This window comes from Aquincola sp. J276 (assembly GCF_024700035.1).
Taxonomy (GTDB): Bacteria; Pseudomonadota; Gammaproteobacteria; order Burkholderiales; family Burkholderiaceae_C; genus Aquincola; species Aquincola tertiaricarbonis.
Genome location: NZ_JAJONC010000002.1, coordinates 1,871,432 through 1,887,818, shown reverse-complemented (window position 1 = coordinate 1,887,818; position 16,387 = coordinate 1,871,432). Strand labels below are relative to the sequence as shown.

At 73.2% G+C, this 16,387-nt stretch carries 16 protein-coding genes and 1 pseudogene; 6 read left to right on the top strand and 11 right to left on the bottom strand.

Annotated elements, in window-relative coordinates:
• Positions 1-12: 12 nt before the first annotated feature.
• The 3 genes and pseudogenes from LRS14_RS26620 to LRS14_RS26610 all read right to left on the bottom strand — a co-directional run.
• Positions 13-792: pseudogene (locus LRS14_RS26620) on the bottom strand (alpha/beta hydrolase); the annotation flags it as partial.
• Positions 789-2,195 carry a HAMP domain-containing sensor histidine kinase gene (locus LRS14_RS26615; RefSeq protein ID WP_257801740.1) on the bottom strand — a complete coding sequence of 469 codons (1,407 nt, stop codon included), beginning with the start codon at positions 2,193-2,195 and terminating at the stop codon, positions 789-791. The gene LRS14_RS26615 and the pseudogene LRS14_RS26620, both read right to left, overlap by 4 nt.
• Complete coding sequence (locus LRS14_RS26610; protein ID WP_046116307.1) at positions 2,176-2,862, bottom strand: response regulator transcription factor; 687 nt, start codon at positions 2,860-2,862, stop codon at positions 2,176-2,178. The genes LRS14_RS26615 and LRS14_RS26610 overlap by 20 nt, the downstream gene beginning before the upstream one ends.
• Before the next feature lie 237 nt (positions 2,863-3,099).
• On the opposite strand from LRS14_RS26610, the gene LRS14_RS26605 reads away from it, so the two are divergent.
• From LRS14_RS26605 to LRS14_RS26595, 3 genes are read left to right on the top strand one after another with little or no spacing between them, the layout of a single operon-like run.
• Positions 3,100-4,095 (top strand): SDR family oxidoreductase, encoded by a 996-nt coding sequence (locus LRS14_RS26605; protein WP_257801739.1) that lies wholly within the window; start codon positions 3,100-3,102, stop codon positions 4,093-4,095.
• A gap of 54 nt (positions 4,096-4,149) precedes the next feature.
• Entirely contained in the window at positions 4,150-4,476 is a 327-nt protein-coding gene (locus LRS14_RS26600; RefSeq protein WP_046116308.1) for a hypothetical protein, read from the top strand.
• Positions 4,473-5,303 (top strand): ABC transporter ATP-binding protein, encoded by an 831-nt coding sequence (locus tag LRS14_RS26595; protein WP_257802232.1) that lies wholly within the window; start codon positions 4,473-4,475, stop codon positions 5,301-5,303. The genes LRS14_RS26600 and LRS14_RS26595 overlap by 4 nt, the downstream gene beginning before the upstream one ends.
• A 16-nt stretch (positions 5,304-5,319) precedes the next feature.
• Here the strand turns inward: LRS14_RS26595 and LRS14_RS26590 are convergent, their stop codons facing one another.
• The gene (locus tag LRS14_RS26590) at positions 5,320-6,351 is read right to left on the bottom strand and encodes a kelch-like protein (protein WP_257801738.1); all 1,032 of its coding nucleotides are present in this window, start codon (positions 6,349-6,351) and stop codon (positions 5,320-5,322) included.
• A 96-nt stretch (positions 6,352-6,447) separates the two neighbouring features.
• Here LRS14_RS26590 and LRS14_RS26585 point away from each other — a divergent pair, with 96 nt between their 5' ends.
• A complete protein-coding gene (locus LRS14_RS26585) occupies positions 6,448-7,347 on the top strand; it encodes a LysR family transcriptional regulator (RefSeq protein WP_257801737.1) in 900 nt (299 codons plus the stop codon).
• Between the two features lie 21 nt (positions 7,348-7,368).
• Here the strand turns inward: LRS14_RS26585 and LRS14_RS26580 are convergent, their stop codons facing one another.
• Both LRS14_RS26580 and LRS14_RS26575 read right to left on the bottom strand, forming a co-directional pair.
• Positions 7,369-7,737, bottom strand: a complete 369-nt coding sequence (locus tag LRS14_RS26580; RefSeq protein WP_046116310.1) for a response regulator — start codon at positions 7,735-7,737, stop codon at positions 7,369-7,371.
• A gap of 16 nt (positions 7,738-7,753) precedes the next feature.
• Positions 7,754-8,716 carry a chemotaxis protein CheX gene (locus LRS14_RS26575; protein WP_046116311.1) on the bottom strand — a complete coding sequence of 321 codons (963 nt, stop codon included), beginning with the start codon at positions 8,714-8,716 and terminating at the stop codon, positions 7,754-7,756.
• Positions 8,717-8,875: 159 nt separating this feature from the next.
• Between LRS14_RS26575 and LRS14_RS26570 the strand changes: the two genes are divergently transcribed.
• Entirely contained in the window at positions 8,876-9,799 is a 924-nt protein-coding gene (locus LRS14_RS26570) for a LysR family transcriptional regulator (RefSeq protein ID WP_046116312.1), read from the top strand.
• Between the two features lie 6 nt (positions 9,800-9,805).
• On the opposite strand, the gene LRS14_RS26565 is transcribed toward LRS14_RS26570, so the two are convergent.
• Complete coding sequence (locus LRS14_RS26565; protein WP_257801736.1) at positions 9,806-11,164, bottom strand: S9 family peptidase; 1,359 nt, start codon at positions 11,162-11,164, stop codon at positions 9,806-9,808.
• A 183-nt stretch (positions 11,165-11,347) separates the two neighbouring features.
• Here LRS14_RS26565 and LRS14_RS26560 point away from each other — a divergent pair, with 183 nt between their 5' ends.
• On the top strand, positions 11,348-13,153 hold the full coding sequence (locus tag LRS14_RS26560) for a methyl-accepting chemotaxis protein (protein WP_046116313.1): 1,806 nt from the start codon (positions 11,348-11,350) through the stop codon (positions 13,151-13,153).
• A gap of 15 nt (positions 13,154-13,168) precedes the next feature.
• Here LRS14_RS26560 and LRS14_RS26555 read toward each other — a convergent pair whose 3' ends face one another.
• The 4 genes from LRS14_RS26555 to LRS14_RS26540 are packed head-to-tail and all read right to left on the bottom strand — an operon-like array spanning position 13,169 to position 16,374.
• A complete protein-coding gene (locus tag LRS14_RS26555; RefSeq protein ID WP_083441031.1) occupies positions 13,169-13,813 on the bottom strand; it encodes an ATP-binding cassette domain-containing protein in 645 nt (214 codons plus the stop codon).
• Positions 13,810-14,529 (bottom strand): ABC transporter ATP-binding protein, encoded by a 720-nt coding sequence (locus LRS14_RS26550; protein WP_257801735.1) that lies wholly within the window; start codon positions 14,527-14,529, stop codon positions 13,810-13,812. The genes LRS14_RS26555 and LRS14_RS26550 overlap by 4 nt, the downstream gene beginning before the upstream one ends.
• Positions 14,526-15,509, bottom strand: a complete 984-nt coding sequence (locus LRS14_RS26545; RefSeq protein WP_257801734.1) for a branched-chain amino acid ABC transporter permease — start codon at positions 15,507-15,509, stop codon at positions 14,526-14,528. Before LRS14_RS26545 ends, LRS14_RS26550 begins: the two co-directional genes overlap by 4 nt.
• A complete protein-coding gene (locus LRS14_RS26540) occupies positions 15,502-16,374 on the bottom strand; it encodes a branched-chain amino acid ABC transporter permease (RefSeq protein WP_046116316.1) in 873 nt (290 codons plus the stop codon). The genes LRS14_RS26545 and LRS14_RS26540 overlap by 8 nt, the downstream gene beginning before the upstream one ends.
• Positions 16,375-16,387: the final 13 nt, after the last annotated feature.

Below are 16,387 nucleotides of genomic sequence, written 5' to 3'. Positions count from 1 at the left end.
CTCCACGGCGTGCGCGGTGTCCACGACCGAGTCGCTGGCGGCCAGCACCATCAGCACCGGCTTGTCGAAGCTCCCCGAGCCCAGGTGCCGCTGGGCCCGCTGGCTGCTGCGGTGGAACTGGGCGAAGCCGTTGGTGGGCACCACCGAGTAGCGCACGGGAATGGACTCGGCTGCAGCCGTTGGCGCCACCAGCCACGGCCGCACATGACGCAGCAGCGGGGTCACCCAGCCGAAGGGCACGGAAGCGCGGAAAGCCGGTGAGAACAGCAGCAGGCCGGCCACGCGGGGATCGGCGTAGGCATGGTCCAGCACCAGGTTGGCCCCGGTGGAAAAGCCGCCCAGGTAGACCGCGCCGGCGTCCCGCCGCAGCAGCTCGGCCTGCTCGGCCACCGTGCGGCGCCAGTCTTCCAGCGTCACCTCCAGCATGTCCTCGGGCACGGTGCCATGCCCCGGCAGCAGCACGCTGCGCGCCAGGAAGCCCTGCCGTGCCAGCTCCGGCCCCAGGTCGTGGAAGGACCAGGGCGAGTCGCCCAGGCCATGCACCAGCAGCACGCCGCCTCTCGTCGGGCGACCGACCGGCCGCCACTCGCGGGGCGCGTTGAGCCGCGCCTCCTGCAAGGCGTCCGGTGCCTGGGCGCCCCGCCGCGCCGCCACCCGGCGCAGGGTGTCGGCCTCGTAGGCCGCAAAACTGTCGTGCACGGTCTGCAGGCCAGGGCCCGCGTCGCTGGCGCAGCCGCCCAGCAGGCCCAGGACCAGCAGCCCGGCGAGGCCGCGCCATGGCCGCCCGTTCATGGCTGCCTCCCGCCGGCGCCGGTCACGGCCAGGGCGGCCGGCGATGCCTCATCGGCCGCCATGCGCACATCCATGCACAGCCCGACCTCCAGCGGCCGGGGAACGATGCGCCATCCGTGCGCCTCGGCGATGGCGGCGCAGATCGACAGGCCGAGGCCCGCGCCTTCGTCGCGCCGGTCGGCCCCGCGCCAGAAGCGGTCGAAGATGCGGGGCAGGTCGTGGGCGGCAATGCCCGGCCCCTGGTCGGTAACGCGGAAGCCGCCCTTGCCGGCCAGCAACTTCACCGCGCTGCCTTCCCGGCTGTGCTGGATGGCGTTCTCCAGCAGGTTCTTCAGCAGCGTGAACAGCGCACCGCGGTCCGCCGTCCAGCTGTGCAGGCCCGGGTCGGCATGCAGCTCCACCTGCACCGCACGACGGCCGGCGACGCGGTTCATCACGTCGCACACCTCGGCCAGGATGGGGCGCGGATCGATGGCCGCCACCTGGTAGTTCAGCGGTTCGCTGGTCTCGGCCAGCAACAGCAGCTGCTGCACCTGGCGCCCCATGCGGTCGATGTCGGCCAGCAGCGGGGCCTGCGCCTCGTCCCGGCGGCCCAGTTCCACCTGCGCGCGGATCAGCGCCAGCGGCGTCTTCAGCTCGTGCGCCGCGCTGGCCAGGAAGTGCTGCTGCGCCTCGAAGCCCTGCTGCAGGCGGTCCAGCGCCTGGTTGAAGGCCTCCACCAGCGGCCGGATCTCGGCCGGCTGCGCCGTGGCGTCCAGCCGCTCGGCCAGCGCGCTGGGCGAGATGCGCTGCGCCGCTGCCGAGGCCGCATGCAGCGGCCGCAGGCTGCGGCGCAGCAGCCATTGGAACGAGACGAGGAAGACCACTAGGAAGGTGGCGGACATCGCCAGCACGCCGCGGCGCATGCCCGGCGCCCCGAAGGACTCGCGCAGCAGGCCGACGAACCGCTCGCTCGCCGCGACCTGCACCGCCAGCCGCCTGCCCCGGGCGTCGAGGCTCCGCGTGGCCAGGTGCATGGCCACGCCGGCGTGTTCGATGCCCACCGACTCCTGCGGCGGCAGCCGGAACTGCGGCGCGCTGCCCAGCGGCCGGGCTTCGCCATTCGTGTACAGCACGCGGCCGTCCTCGTCGACGATGCGCACCTGCATCTCGGTGGCCAGGCTGGTGAGGATCCAGGGCTCGATCACCTGGGCATCGAAGCCCACGGCCTGGCCCTCGGCATCGAAGCGCAGGTGCTCGGACAGCCGTTCGGCGAACAGCTCCGCCTTCTGCGCCAGCAGCGTGCGCGACCAGGCATCGCCCAGCAGCGTGACCAGCAGCACCACCAGCAGCGCACTGCCGGCCATGCCGAGCAGGAAGAACAGCCGCAGGCGGCCCAGCAGGCTAAGGCATCGGTGGTTCATCGCGGAGGGCATAGCCATAGTTGCGGATGTTCTCGATGTGCTGCGCGGAGCCGATGGCCAGCAGCTTGCGACGCAGGCGATGCAGCGCCACATCCAGTGCGTTGGGCGTGACCGCCTCGGCCAGGCCCCATGCCGCCAGCTCCAGCGCGCTGCGCCGCAGCGGGCGGCCGGCATGGCGCAGCAAGGCCGTCATGATCTGCAGCTCGGCCGGTGCGAGCGATACCGATTCATGGTCGCGGCACAGGCGGCCGCTGTCGACGTCGATGCGCAGGTCGCCATGGGCTGGCGCGTTCTCCAGCATGGCCGCCGGCCGGCGCATCAGCGCCCGAACGCGCGCCACCAGCTCCTCCATCGGGAAGGGCTTGGTCAGGTAGTCGTCGGCACCGGAGTCCAGCCCGTCGACCCGGTCGTGCAGCGCGTCGCGCGCGGTCAGCATCAGGCAGGGCGCCCGCATGCCGGCGCCGCGCATGCGCCGCACCAGTTCCAGCCCGTCGCCATCCGGCAGGCCGCGGTCGATCACCCAGGCCACGTAGTCCAGGCGCTGCGCCGCGCCCCAGGCCTCGGCCAGGGAAGCGAACACGTCGGAGGCGATGCCCGCGGCCTGCAGCGCCTGGCGTACCAGCGTGGCCAGGCGCGCGTGGTCCTCCACCATGGCGATGCGGCTCATGCGCGGTGGGCAGGCGCGGCACGGGGCCTGGCCTGGTCGAACGGTGCTGGGTGATGCAAGGCAATGACTCCTGCGGATGGCGGCCGGCCAGTCTGGGCCTGCATGAATTACGGGCTTCTTTCCAGCGCTGCGTCCACGGCGGTGGGCGGGTCTGTCGGCGGGTAAGTCGGCGGTAATGAAGGCGGCTGGAACATGGCCTTCGACCGCAACACACCGCTTGGACGAAGCGCCCGCACCATGCCGCAACCGACCGCCCCCCACATTCCACCTCAACACGGCCGCACCGCGGTCATCACCGGCACCGGAGGCCTCGGCCTGGAAGCGGCGCTGGCGCTGGCCCGGGCCGGTGCGCAGGTCGTGCTGGCCGGGCGCGATGCGGCCAAGGGCGCGGCGTCGGTGCGGCGCATCCAGCGCGAAGTGCCCGACGCCCGGGTGGCATTCCGTGAGCTGGACCTGGCCAGCCTGGCCTCCATCCGGCGGTTCAGCGAGGCGCTGGCCGGCAGCGGGACCACGCTGGAGCTGTTGATCAACAACGCTGGCGTGATGGCACCGCCGACCCGGCAGCTGACCGCCGACGGCTTCGAGCTTCAACTGGGCACCAACCACCTCGGCCACTTCGCCTTGACGGCCCGGCTGCTGCCCCTGCTGCGCCAGGCCGCAGCCGCCCGCGTGGTCACGCTGTCCAGCATCGCCGCGCAGCGCGGGCGCATCGACTTCGACAACCTGCATGCGCAGCGGCACTACCAGCCGATGGCGGTGTACAGCCAGTCGAAGCTGGCCTGCCTGATGTTTGCGCTGGAGCTGCAGCGCCGCAGCGACGCCGCCGGCTGGGGCCTGCGCAGCCTGGCCGCGCACCCGGGCGTGGCCCGCACCGAGCTGCTCCCCAACGGGGCCGGCCGCTGGAGCCTGCCCGGCCTGGCGCGCCGCGGCCTGTGGTTCCTGTTCCAGCCGGCGGCACACGGCGCATGGCCCAGCCTGATGGCCGCCACCTCGCCGGGCATGGAAGGCGGGACCTACATCGGCCCCGACGGCTGGCGCGAACTGCGCGGCGCAGCCACGCAGGTGGAGATTCCGCCGCAGGCGCTGGACCGGGACGTCGCGGCCAGGCTGTGGGCGGACTCCGAACGGCTGACCGCATGCACGTTCCCCGCGGCCGGAAGGCCGGACGGATCTCGGACCGCCAGCTTCACGCCCACCCGCACCGGCATCCCGCTGCCGCAGCCCGCGCGCTGAGCGCCGCGCCAGCCCGCCATGCACAGCTTCTTCCACCCCCGACGAGAGCCTCCCATGCAGTTCCCCTCCAAGACCCTCGCCCTGCGCATCGCCACCCTGCTGACCGGCCCCACGCTGGTGATGGCCTGCGCGCAGATACCCAGGAGCAGCGTGGCCGAAGCGCAGTTCCCCGCCTTGTCCTGCGAGGAGCTGGCCCGCGAGGTGGCCGCCGCGCAGGCCACCCGGGCGGCCGCCGAACAGGCCAAGAGCGAGTCGTGGCATGCGGTGCTGCCCTTCGTGGTGGCCGCGCGCTATGCCGATGCGGGCGCCGCCTCGAGCGAGGCGCAACGCCGCATCGGGCTGCTGTCCGCCCAGGCCGCGCAGCGCCCGTGCGCGAGTTGAGCCGCCGCGCCACGGGCCCGAAGCCCGAGGCCTTCGTGGAGCTCGACCGTGTGAGCTTCGGCTACGACACCACCGCGCGCGTGCTGTCGGACCTGTCGCTGCGGTTTCCCCGCGGGCAGGTCACCACCATCCTGGGTGGCTCCGGCTGCGGCAAGACCACGCTGATGCGGCTGGTCGGCGGCCTGCAGGCGGCAGACGCCGGCCGCGTGCTGATCGACGGCGAGGTGCTCGATCCCCGGCATCGGCGCCGGCTCTACGCGCTGCGCCGCCGCATGGGCATGCTGTTCCAGTTCGGCGCCCTGTTCACCGACCTGACGGTCTACGAGAACGTCGCCTTCCCGTTGCGGGAGCACACCTCGCTGCCCGAGGCCGCGGTGCGCGACCTGGTGCTGATGAAGCTGCAGGCGGTGGGCCTGCGCGGCGCCGTGGGGCTGCGCATCGGCCAGCTGTCCGGCGGCATGGCCCGCCGCGTGGCCCTGGCCCGCGCCATCGCGCTGGACCCGGAGCTGATCCTGTACGACGAACCGTTCGCCGGCCTGGACCCCATCAGCATCGGCGTGACGGCCCAGCTGATCCGCCGGCTGAACGATGCCACCGGGGCCACCTCCCTGGTGGTGAGCCACGACGTGGCCCAGTGCATGGCGATCAGCGACCGGGTGGTGCTGCTGGCCCGGCAGGGCCGCATCGTGGCACAGGGCACGCCGGCACAGCTGATGGCCGGCACCGATCCCGAGACGCGGCAGTTCCTGCGCGGCGAGCCGGACGGTCCGCTGCGCTTCCACCATCCCGCGCCGGGCCTGGCCGCGGACTTCGGCCTGACGGCATGACATCGGCCGCGCGGGCTCACGGCCTGTCGTCGAGCACCAGCACCTCGTGCACGTCGCTGGCGGCGTTGCCACCCACGCGCAGGCCGCCGCCTACCAGGTGGATGCGGTTGCCGAGCGTGGCGGCGCCCAGGCCGTGGCGGGCCGTGGGCATGGGCGGCAGTGCATCCCAGCGGTCCGCCGCAGGGTCGTAGACCCAGGCGTCGGCAAACACCTGCTGCTCGGGCACCCATTGCTCGCCGCCGAACACGTAGAGCTTGCCCCGGTAGGCGGCCGCAGCCAGTCCGCCGCGTGCCTGCGGCATCGGCCTGCGGGTGGTCCAGGTGTTGCTGGCGGGATCGAACACTTCCAGCGCGGCGACGTTGACCTGGCGCAGCGTGCCATCGGCCTGCTTCTGCGCGCTGCGGCCGCCGACGACATAGATGCGGCCGTCGATCACCGCGGAGGCGGCGCTGTTGCGTGCCGTCGGCGCATCGGGCAGCCGGCTCCAGCGTCCGGTGGCGGGGTCGAGCACCTCGGCCAGCACGGTGTCCTCATGGTCATTGAAGTGGCTGGCACCGGCGAATGCCGGCACCCGCCCGCCGACGAGATAGATCTTGCCCTGCACGGCCGCCGCAATGCCTTCCGCACGCGGCTGCGTCAAGCCGGGCCCTGGGTGCCAGCGGTCCGCATCGGGTGCGTACCAGTGGACGGTGGCCTGTGCACGCCAGTTGGGAAAGCCGCCGCTGAATCCGCCGATGCCCCACAGCCGCCCGTCGGTCGCGGCCAGCGCGATGTGGTGCCGGGCCTCGGGCAGGGTGGCCAGCCGCGTCCAGCGGCGCCGGGCCGGGTCCCAGGCCTCGAAGTGCGCCGAATAGCCCGTGTTGGGGCTGAGCAGGCCGCCGGCCACGTACAGCTTGCCGTCCAGCACCTCCGGATACAGCTCCTGCCGGGCCACGCCGGCCGGCGCGGCCGCCTCCCAGCGGGGCACGGGCTGCGCATGGGCGGCCAAGCCCAGGAGGGCGGCTGCGGCCAGGGTGAGGCTGCGGAGTTGGCGGTGGTGGTTGCTCATGGTGTCGGGCCCCGGTTGTTCCAGCGGATCGTAGGCAGCGGTGGCCGTCGGCACCAGATGGATAATCGTGCACGGGGCGTTCAACCAGGCTTAACAATGACCCGATCCGTGCTGCCCGACCTGGACGTGTTCGCGGCCGTCGCCAGGCATCGGAGCTTCCGTGCCGTGGCCACGCAGCGCGACGTGTCGGTCTCGCTGATCAGCCAGACCATCCGCCGGCTGGAAGACCAGTTGGGCGTCGCCCTGCTCACCCGCACCACGCGCAGCGTGACGCCCACTGCCGCCGGGCTGGCCCTGCTCGCGCAGCTGGAGCCGGGCCTCGCCATGATCCAGAAGGCGGTGGAGGAGCTCAACGCGCACCGCGGCTCGCCCCTGGGCTCGCTGCGCATCAATGCGCCCGCGCCGGTCGCGCAGTTCCTGCTGGCGGGCCTGGCGGCCCGCTTCCTGGCGCAGCATCCGGGCGTGTCCATCGAGATCACCGCCGACGCGGCCAAGGCCGACATCGTGCGCGACGGCTTCGATGCCGGCGTGCGCATCGACAAGGACCTGCAGCAGGACATGGTGGCGGTGCGCATCGGTGCGCCGCAGCGCTACGCCGTGGTGGGATCGCCGGCGTACTTCTCGCGCCGGCCGATGCCGAAGTCGCCGCGCGACCTGGCGGGACACGATTGCATCCGGCGTCGGTTTCCGGCGGGCGGCCTGCAGCCATGGGACTTCCAGCGACGCCACCTCGCGCCCGAGATCGCCGAGCCCCGCCTGGTGGTCAATGACGCGCAGGTGGCGGTCAATGCGGCGGTGGCCGGCGCGGGCCTGGCCTACGTGCACGAGAAGTACGTGGAGCGCGAACTGGCTGCGGGGCAGCTGGTGCGGGTGCTGGAAGGCTGGTCGCCGGGCATCGGCCCGCCGTACCTCTACTACCCGCGGCAGCGCTTCCTGTCCGCCGCCCTGAGGGCCTTCGTGGACTTCGTGCGCGCGGCCGGGGCGGATGCGCCTTGAGGGCCGGCGCTGCCGCCTTGCTCACATCCCGCAGAGCTTCCTGAACGGCCCCAGCACCGCCTCGCCGCGGAAGGGCTTGACGATCCAGCCGGTGATGCCGATCTCCTTGCCGCGGGCGCGCATGCCGGCGTTGTCCTCGGTGGTCAGCATCACGATGCGCACCGCGGTGTTGCCCAGCTCGGTGCGGATCTTCTCGGCCATGGTCAGGCCGTCCATGTTGGGCATGTTGATGTCGCTGACCACCAGCTTGATGCCGGCATCCTCCTGCAGCAGCTTCAGGCCGTCGCGGCCGTCGTTGGCCACCGCCACCTCGAAGCCGTTGTGGGTGAGATAGCCGGACACGATCTCGCGCATCGTGCTCGAGTCGTCGACCACCAGGATCTGGGCCATGCGAACAAACTCCGGATCAGAAGAACTCGAGCTCGCCCGTGCTGGCCGAGCCGGCGCTGGCCGAGAACTCGATGAAGGCCTCGGGCACGAACAGCAGGTTGAAGATGAAGCGCTGCACGATGGTCACCGGCGGCTGGCGCGGCCGGCGCGGGTCGGTCAGCAGGTAGCGGATGCACAGCTGCGGGTCCTGCGAGCCGAACGAGATGTACTTCTGCTCGTGGTTGATGACGATGGGCACCTGCGTCTGCTGGTTGGCGAAGGCCTCGGGCGGTATGTAGCGGTTCTTGAACGCGCCCCACACCAGGTTGGTGGTCTCGCCCAGCAGGTTGTTCAGCTCGCGGAAACCCAGGTCGCCGCCCACGCCCTCGAACCCCATGCCCTGGGCCATGCCCTGGCGCAGCGCGCCTTCCTCGGTCTGCAGCATCATGTAGCCGCGGCACCATGTGCTTTCCAGCGCGATGAGGGTGGATACCTGGCCGTAGATGATGCGGTCGTGCACCACGTAGGGCGGCTCGGCCACCACCTCGGCATTCGGGAACATCGAGCGGATGGCGTTGCAGCTCAGCTCGATCACGCCGTCCACCAGCGGGGTGGGGTAGCGCATGCCGAACAGGCTGTGGTTGATGTGATCGCGCAGCGTGGCCACGTCGCCGCTGGGCCAGGGGTGGGTCACCGCCCGCGCCTCGTCCTCGTTGAGCACCCGCGTGCTGGTGCGGCGCAGGAAGATGGGCAGCTCCGGCCGCTGGCGGTGCAGCGCGATGGCCAGGCGCAGGCTGTCGGGGTGGTCGCAGGGCAGGTCCTCGGCCAGCAGCACGCCGCCCAGGTCCTTGTGCTGCGACAGCGCCTCCAGCGCGTCGGCGGCCGCGCGCGGCACGGTGATCAGCCCCAGCGACTCGCAGCACTCCAGCAGGCTGGCGTAATGCGCCGGATCGTGCTCCAGCAGCAGTACCTTGGCGGCAAGAAACGTGGGCTCGTTCATCGGCGGCGTCCTCATGGTGGTGGTCTGGCACGGCCCCCCGGGAGGTGCGCAGCACACCATATCGGCCGCCGCCCGGCGCACTGAAACCCGGCCGTCGCGCGCGCACCCACAATGCCGCCCGTGCCGGCCCCGCGGCGGCCGGCTGGAGTGCCCCCCGAGATGGACAGATTCGATGCGATGCAGGCCTTTGCCCGGGTGGTGGAGTCCGGCAGCTTCACCCAGGCGGCCCACTCGCTGCAGCTCAGCCGCGCCACCGTCACGCAGCTGGTGCAGCAGCTGGAGGCGCGGCTGCGGGTCAAGCTGCTCCACCGCACCACCCGCCAGGTGCAGGTGACGGCCGAGGGCGCCGCGTACTACGAGCGGGTGCTGCGGCTGCTGGCCGACATGGACGATGCCGAGACCAGCCTGTCGGCCGGCGCGGCCTCGCCACGCGGCCTGCTGCGGGTGGACGTGCCCAGCCCGCTGGCGCGCCTGCTGCTGGTGCCGGCACTGCCGGACTTCCATGCCCGCCATCCCGACATCCAGCTGCACCTGGGCGTGAGCGACCGCGTGGTGGACGTGATCGGCGAGCATGTGGACTGCGTGCTGCGCGGCGGCACCCTCCCCGACAGCGGCCTGATCGCCCGGCACGTGGCCGACCTGCCGCTGGGCTGCTATGCCGCGCCGGCCTACCTGGAGCGGCATGGCACGCCCGGCCATCCGCAGGCGCTGGCATCGGCACCGCACCAGGTGGTGGGCTTCCTGTGGAAGCGCAGCGGCCGGGTGCTGCCGCTGCGCATGCGGCGCGGCGCGGAGCAGGTGGAGGTGCAGGGCCGCCACCTGCTGGCGGTGGACGACGGCAATGCCTACCTGGCCGCCGGCCTGGCCGGGCTGGGCGTGCTGTGGCTGCCCGAGTACATGGCGCGCGCCCACCTGGCCGGCGGCGAACTGCGGCCGCTGTTCACCGACTGGCGCTTCGAGCCGATGCCGCTGTACCTGGCCTTCGCGCCCAACCGGCATGTGAGCGCCAAGCTGCGGGTGTTCATCGACTGGGTGGCCGCGCTGCTGGACCGGCATGCGCCGGTGCAGCGGCCGGCGCGCTGAGCCGGTTCAGGGCCGCGTGCGGGGCGGCACGCGCGTGTCCAGCGCGGCGGGCCGGTAGTCGGGCGCAAAGCTGCAGCCGGCGCCGAAGGTGGCCTCCAGCGCGGGACATTGCTGCGCCACGCTGGCCGGCGTGGGCTTGCTGCCTTGTTCCACCCAGGCCAGCAGCGCATTCATCAGCGTGGGATAGGTGGGGTCGCTGATGTAGCTGTGGGTGCCGCGGGTGGTGAAGGTCTGCACCAGCCGGTCGGCGCTGCCGCCCTGCGCCATCACCTGCGCGAAGTAGGCGTCCAGCTCCACGAAGGCGGTGGGATCGTCGATCCACTTGGTGCTGAGCACCGGCACCGGGATGCGGCCGGTGGGATCGGTGTCCTCGGCGAAGCGGGTCACGGCCTGCGGATCGGCGCGGTAGCGCAGCACGCCCGCGTTCAACGCCGCATCGTCCTCGGAGCCGGTGTACTGCACGCCGGTGTTGCCGAAGGGGCTGGCGCCGCCGGTGCGCAGGCTCACCACGTCGCGGAAGTGGAAGGTGCCCCAGTTCAGGTGCGACTGGATGGCGCTGGCCGGAATGCGGATGACGCTGGCGATGGTCTGCACCTTGCGCTGCTGCTCCGGCGTGCGCTGCGCGGCGGGCTTGTCCAGGCCCAGGCATTCGGCGGTGCGGGCATTCAGGTCGGCCTGCGTCATCGTCGAATCGGCCGGCAGGCCGATGTTCAGCGGGTAGGCCGGCTCGGTGGGCCGCGGGTGGTTGTTGCACAGGTACTGGTACACCACCCGCAGGTCGAGCCGGAAGTCGTAGGAGCGGGTGCCGCCGGCCAGCACGCCGCTGGTCAGCAGCACCGCGTCGTACGGCGTGCTGCCCACGCTGGCGGCGGTGTAGGTCTCGGCGGCCTTGGCGGCCACGCCTGCGCCCCAGGACTGGCCGTGCAGCACGGTGCGCTGGGGCTGGGCCACATGCTCGCGGAAGATGCGGCGCAGGCGCTCGGTGTCCTCGGCCGCGTCGCGCACCTCCACGCCGCCCTGGCGGAAGGTGGAGCCGGCCCAGGCATAGCCGGCCTTCACCATCACCGCCCAGCGGGTCAGGTCTTCCACCGCGCGTTCGGGCGTGGGGGCCTCCAGGCTGGGGCCGCCGTGAGCATGCAGCACCAGGTGGCCGTTCCACTGCGCCGGCAACGCGATAAGGTAGTAGGCGCCGGCCGAGTCGCGGCCGGACAGGCAGCGGGCGGTGGTGGGCACCGCCTCCGGGCAGCTGGCCGCCACCGGGGCCGCCTCGCGGCCAAAGGCATCGTCGCCATGGCCGTCGCTGTTGCATCCCGCCGCGGCCAGCGCAGCCGCCGCCAGCAGGCCCTTCCAATGTCGTGCACCCATGCTTGTCTCCGTCAGGTTGTTCTGACGGGCATGTTCAGAGGGCGGTGCACATACGTCAAATATCCGGGGCAGCGGTCAGCCATATGCGGTGGATATGGCGGTGGCGCTCAACGTCTGCTGCATTCGACCGATATGCAAAAAGTGAAAAGTAACCAGCGCGGCGAACGCCGGCGCGATGTCCCCATGTTCTCCACCGTCCGCTTCCGCCTGATCGCCACCAGCCTGCTGATCGTGGTCGCCGCGATCGCCATCGTCGGCTTCATCAGCTACCGCTTCACCCGCGCCTCCATGCTGGAGGACATGCAGCTGCAGCTGGGCCGCATCGCGCAGTCCGAGGCGGCCAAGCTGGGCGACTGGGTGGCCGCCAACAAGCGGCTGGTGGCCGCGCTGCAGCCCGCCGCCCTGCTGGCCGAGCCCGACGCCGCGCTGCAGCAGGCGCTCACCGCCGGCGAGCTGGAGCTGGCCTACGTCGGCCATGCCGACAAGCGCATGCTGTCGGTGCCGCGCCGCCAGCGCGCGGCCGACTACGACCCCACCGCCCGCCCGTGGTACCGGCTGGCCCAGGACAGCCCCGGGCCGGTGCTGACCGCGCCGTACCTGGCGGCCTCGTCTAAGAAGCTGGTCGTCACCTTCGCCCAGGCCGTGCGCAGCGGCGCGCAGGTGACGGCGGTGGTGGGCACCGACGTCACCATCGACAACGTGGTGGCCGGCCTGGCCAACATCCATCCCACGCCCAGCGGCCATGTGTTCCTGCTGGACAGCCAGGGCCGGGTGCTGGCGCATCCGCAGCCGGGTGCCATCCTGAAGCCGGCGCTGGAGCTGTCGCCCGAACTCACGCCCGAGCTGCTGCGCACGCTGCACGACACGGCGCTGCCGCCGGCGGCGGTGCGCATGGGCCAGGGCAGCTATCTGCTGAAGGCCGCGCCGGTGCCGGGCACCGACTGGCTGATGGTCACCGCCGCCCAGCGCGGCGAGGCACTGGCCCGGCTGGACGCGCTGCTGCTCAGCCTGGGCGCGGCGCTGCTGCTGGTGGGCGGTGCGGCCGCGGCCACGGCCACCGTGTCGATCAATGCGCTGCTGGGCGGCCTGCGCACGGTGCATGCGGCCATGCTGCAGATCGGCTCCGGCACCGGCGACCTCACCCAGCGGCTGCCGGCCCGGGGCCGCGACGAGATCGCGGCCATCGCCACCGCATTCAACAGCTTCGTCGGCCGCATCGAGCAGGTGATGCGCGAGGTGCGCAACAGCGCCGAGTCCATCGCCCATGCCTCGCGCGAGATCGCCATGGGCGCGCAGGACCTGAGCAGCCGCACCGAGCTGACCGCCAGCAACCTGCAGCAGACCGCCTCGTCGATGGAGCAGATGACGCAACTGGTGCGGCGCAGCGAGGGCCATGCCGCCAGCGGCACCCAGGTGGCCAACGGCTCGGCCGAACTGGCCGGCCGCGGTGGCGAGGTGGTGGGCCAGGTGATCGCCACGATGGACGAGATCCGTGCCAGCTCCGGCAAGATCGCCGACATCACCGCCGTCATCGATGCCATCGCCTTCCAGACCAACATCCTGGCGCTGAATGCCGCGGTGGAAGCCGCCCGCGCCGGCGAGCAGGGCAAGGGCTTCGCGGTGGTGGCGGCCGAGGTGCGGCTGCTGGCCCGCCGCTGCGCCGAGGCGGCGCGCGAGATCAAGGGCCTGATCCAGGACAGCACGCAGCGCGTGGAGCAGGGCGGCCGGCTGGTGGGCGAGGCCGGCGAGTCGATGACCCGCATCCTGGCCAGCGTGCAGCAGGTGAGCCAGATCGTGCAGCAGATCACCGCCGGCACGTCGCAGCAGGGCGAGGGCATTGGCGAGATCAATGCCGCGGTGGCGGAAGTCGACCAGATGACGCAGCAGAACGCGGCGCTGGTGGAAGAGTCGGCCGCCGCTGCCGAGAGCCTGAAGGACCAGGCGCGCCACCTGGCGCAGGTGATCGGCGGCTTCCGCATCGGCGCCTGAAGCGTCGCCCCCGCCTCAGCGCCCGCCCGCCGGCGGCAGCGGCAGCAGGTCGTCCGCCAGCGCCCGCAGCGCCGGCGCGGGCGGCGGCTCGGCCAGCAGCAGGCCGATGCCTTCCTCGCGCAGCAGCGGCAGCAGCCCGCGCAGCCGCTGCACCACGGGCGGCGCCAGCGCCAGCATCGGTTCATCCAGCAGCAGGTAGCGCGGCCCGCCCACCAGGGCCTGGGCCAGTGCCAGCAGCTTGCACTGGCCGCCGGACAACGTGCCCGCAGCCTGGCCCAGGCAGGGCCGCAGCTCCGGAAAGCGCTGCAGCATGCGTTCCACGGCAGCCTGCAGCGCGGCACGGCGCAGCCCGCTGCCGCCCGCGCGCAGGTTGTCCTGCACCGTCAGGCCGGGCAGCACCGCAGGGCCTTCCGGCACCAGCGCCAGGCCCAGCGCGCGCCGCCGCTCGGGTGGCAGGCCGTCGATGCGGCGGCCGTCCAGCCACAGCGTGCCCTGCTGCAGCGGCAGCAGCCCGGCCAGCGCCAGCAGCAGGCTGCTCTTGCCACTGCCGTTGGGGCCCAGCAGCAGGCTGATGCGCCCCGGCGCCAGCTGGAAATGCAGCGGCGCGCGGGCGGCAGTGCCGGGGCCGCGGCCGGCCACCACGCCACGGGCTTCCATCATGGCGGAGGCACCTCGCCCAGGCAGGCTGCGCGCACGGTGGGCGAGGCCAGCACCTGCGCCTTGTCGCCCAGGGCCAGCACACGGCCAGCTTCCAGCACCAGCAGCTGCCGGCAGCAGCGGGCGACGAGGTCGATGTCGTGGTCCACCAGCAGCAGCTGCGCGCCCGTCTCGCCGGGAATGCGGGCGAGCAGCCCGCACAGCGCCTCGCGTTCCGCGGCGTCCAGCCCGGCGGCGGGTTCGTCCAGCAGCAGCAGCCGCGGCGTTCCGGCCAGCGCCCGCGCCAGCTCCACGCAGCGGCGCGGGAAGGGGCCCAGCGTGCCACAGGCCTGGTGCTGCAGGCGCGAGAGTCCGGTGAACGCCAGGGCCGCCTGCAGCGCCGTGGCTCGGCCAGCAGCTGACATGGGCAGCGCGTCCAGCATCACCGCCACGTTGTCGGCCACGCTGCGCTCGGGCGCCAGCTGCACCGCCTGGAAGCAGCGGCGCAGCCCCGCCCGCGCCCGCCGGTGGGGCGGCCAGGCCTCGAAGCGCTCGCCGTGCAGGCTCAGCCGGCCACCGGGCTGCAGCGGCACCAGGCCGCACAGCGCATCCAGCAGCGTGCTCTTGCCGGCGCCGTTGGGCCCGATCACGCCCACCGCCGGGGCGCTGAGGCTGAGGCACAAGCCGTCCAGCGCCACCAGGCCGCCGAAACGCACGCCCACCTGCTGCAGCGTGATCATGGCGGAGGCGCCCGCCGTGCCCGGAGGCTTTGCCAGGCGTGTGCCCACTGGCCGGCCAGGCCGCCCGGTGCGGTGGCCAGTGCGTGCATGAGGCCCAGGCCGAAGAGCAGCGTGGCCAGCTGCGCATCCAGGCCGGCGGTGTCCAGCAGCGCCGGCAGCACCCGGTGTAGCAGGCCGGCCAGCAGGATGCCCAGCGGCGACTGGGTGCCGCCGATCAGCGCCACCGCCAGCAGCACGATGCTTTCGCTGGCGGCGAAGCTGCGCGGATCCAGCGTGCCCAGCATCGCTGCCAGCAGGCTGCCCGCCATGCCGGCCACCGCACCGGCCAGCGCCAGGGCCTGCAGCTTGCGCGGGCCCACCGCCACGCCGGCCATGCGGGCGGCGGCTTCGCTCTGCCGCATCAACGCCCAGGCGCGGCCGCTGGCACTGCGCAGCAGGGCCTGCTGCAGCGCCAGGCAGGCCCACAGCCCCAGCGCTGCATAGCGCAGCAGCGCCGCATCGTCCGGCGCCAGCGCAGGCCGCGCCATCGGCACGGTGCCGAAGCCGTAGCCCGCCAGGCCGCCCGCCCCGCCATTGGGAAACTGCAGCGCGGTGACGGCCACCGCGAAGGCGCCGGCCGCCATCAGCGTGGTGAGCGAGAACGCCAGCCCGCGCAGCCACAGCGCCGGCAGGCCGACGAGCAGGCCGGCGGCGGCGGCGGCCAGCGTGGCCGCCAGCAGGCAGGCCTCGAAGGGCCAGCCGGTGGCATGCCACAGCCGCAGGCATACCCAGCCGCCCACGCCCATCAAGGCCACCTGCCCGAGGTGCACCAGGCCCAGCCGGGCCTGCAGCAGCGCCACGCCGCTGGCCGCCAGCGCGTAGATCACCGCGGCCAGCCATGCCTTGAGCCAGTAGCCGCCCAGCAGCGCCGGCAGCAGCACGATGGCCGCGGCCGGCAGCAGCAGCCGCGGCAGCCAGGCCAGGCGGCGGGCGTCAGCCATGGGCCATCCGCCGCCGCCCCGCGCCGTGCGGCCGCAGCTGCCAGGCCACCGCGGCCAGCGCCAGCACGAAGGGCGTGGCCGCGCGGAAGGGCACCGCCGCCGGCCACAGCGTCAGCAGCGCCTCCACCACGCCGATGAGCAGGCCGGCCGCCACCGTCAGCCGCAGCGAGCGCAGCCGGCCGATCAGCGCCGCCGCCAGCGCCGGGATCACCAGGAAGGTGAGCACGGCCGCATCCAGCCGCACCAGGCTGCCCAGGCCCAGCCCGGCCAGGCCGCAGAGCAGGCCGCTCAGGCCCCAGGCCCAGGCCTCGGCGCGGCGCACCGGCAGGCCCAGCAGCAGTGCATGGGCGCGGTGGTCGGCCAGCGCGCGCATCGCCAGGCCGATGCGGCTGGTGCGCAGCAGCAGCCCCACGCCGGCGGCGGCCAGCAGCGCCACCGCCAGCGCCAGCAGCCGGGTGCCGGTCAGGCGCAGGCCCAGCACCTGCACCGCCAGTGCATCGGTGGGCAGCAGCAGCCGCCGCGGCGCCTGCGGCCAGGCCCAGCCGGCCGCGCCCAGCAGCACCAGCGCCAGGCCCAGCGTGCCCACCGCCTGCAGTGCCGGCTCATGCCGGGCCAGGTGCGGTGCCACGGCCTGGCCATACAGCAGGCTCAGCCCGGTGGCCACGAGCAGTGCCAGCAACGCGGCACCGGCACCCACCGCGCCGGGGGTGGAGAGCTGCCAGGCCAGCATCGCGGCCATGGCGCCGATGGCGCCCTGCGCCAGGTTGAGCACGCCGGTGGTGCGGTACAGCAGCACCAGGCCCACGGCGGCCATGGCATACACCGCGCCCACCGCCAGGCCGGACATCAGCAGCAGGCCGGCCATGACGCTGCGCGGC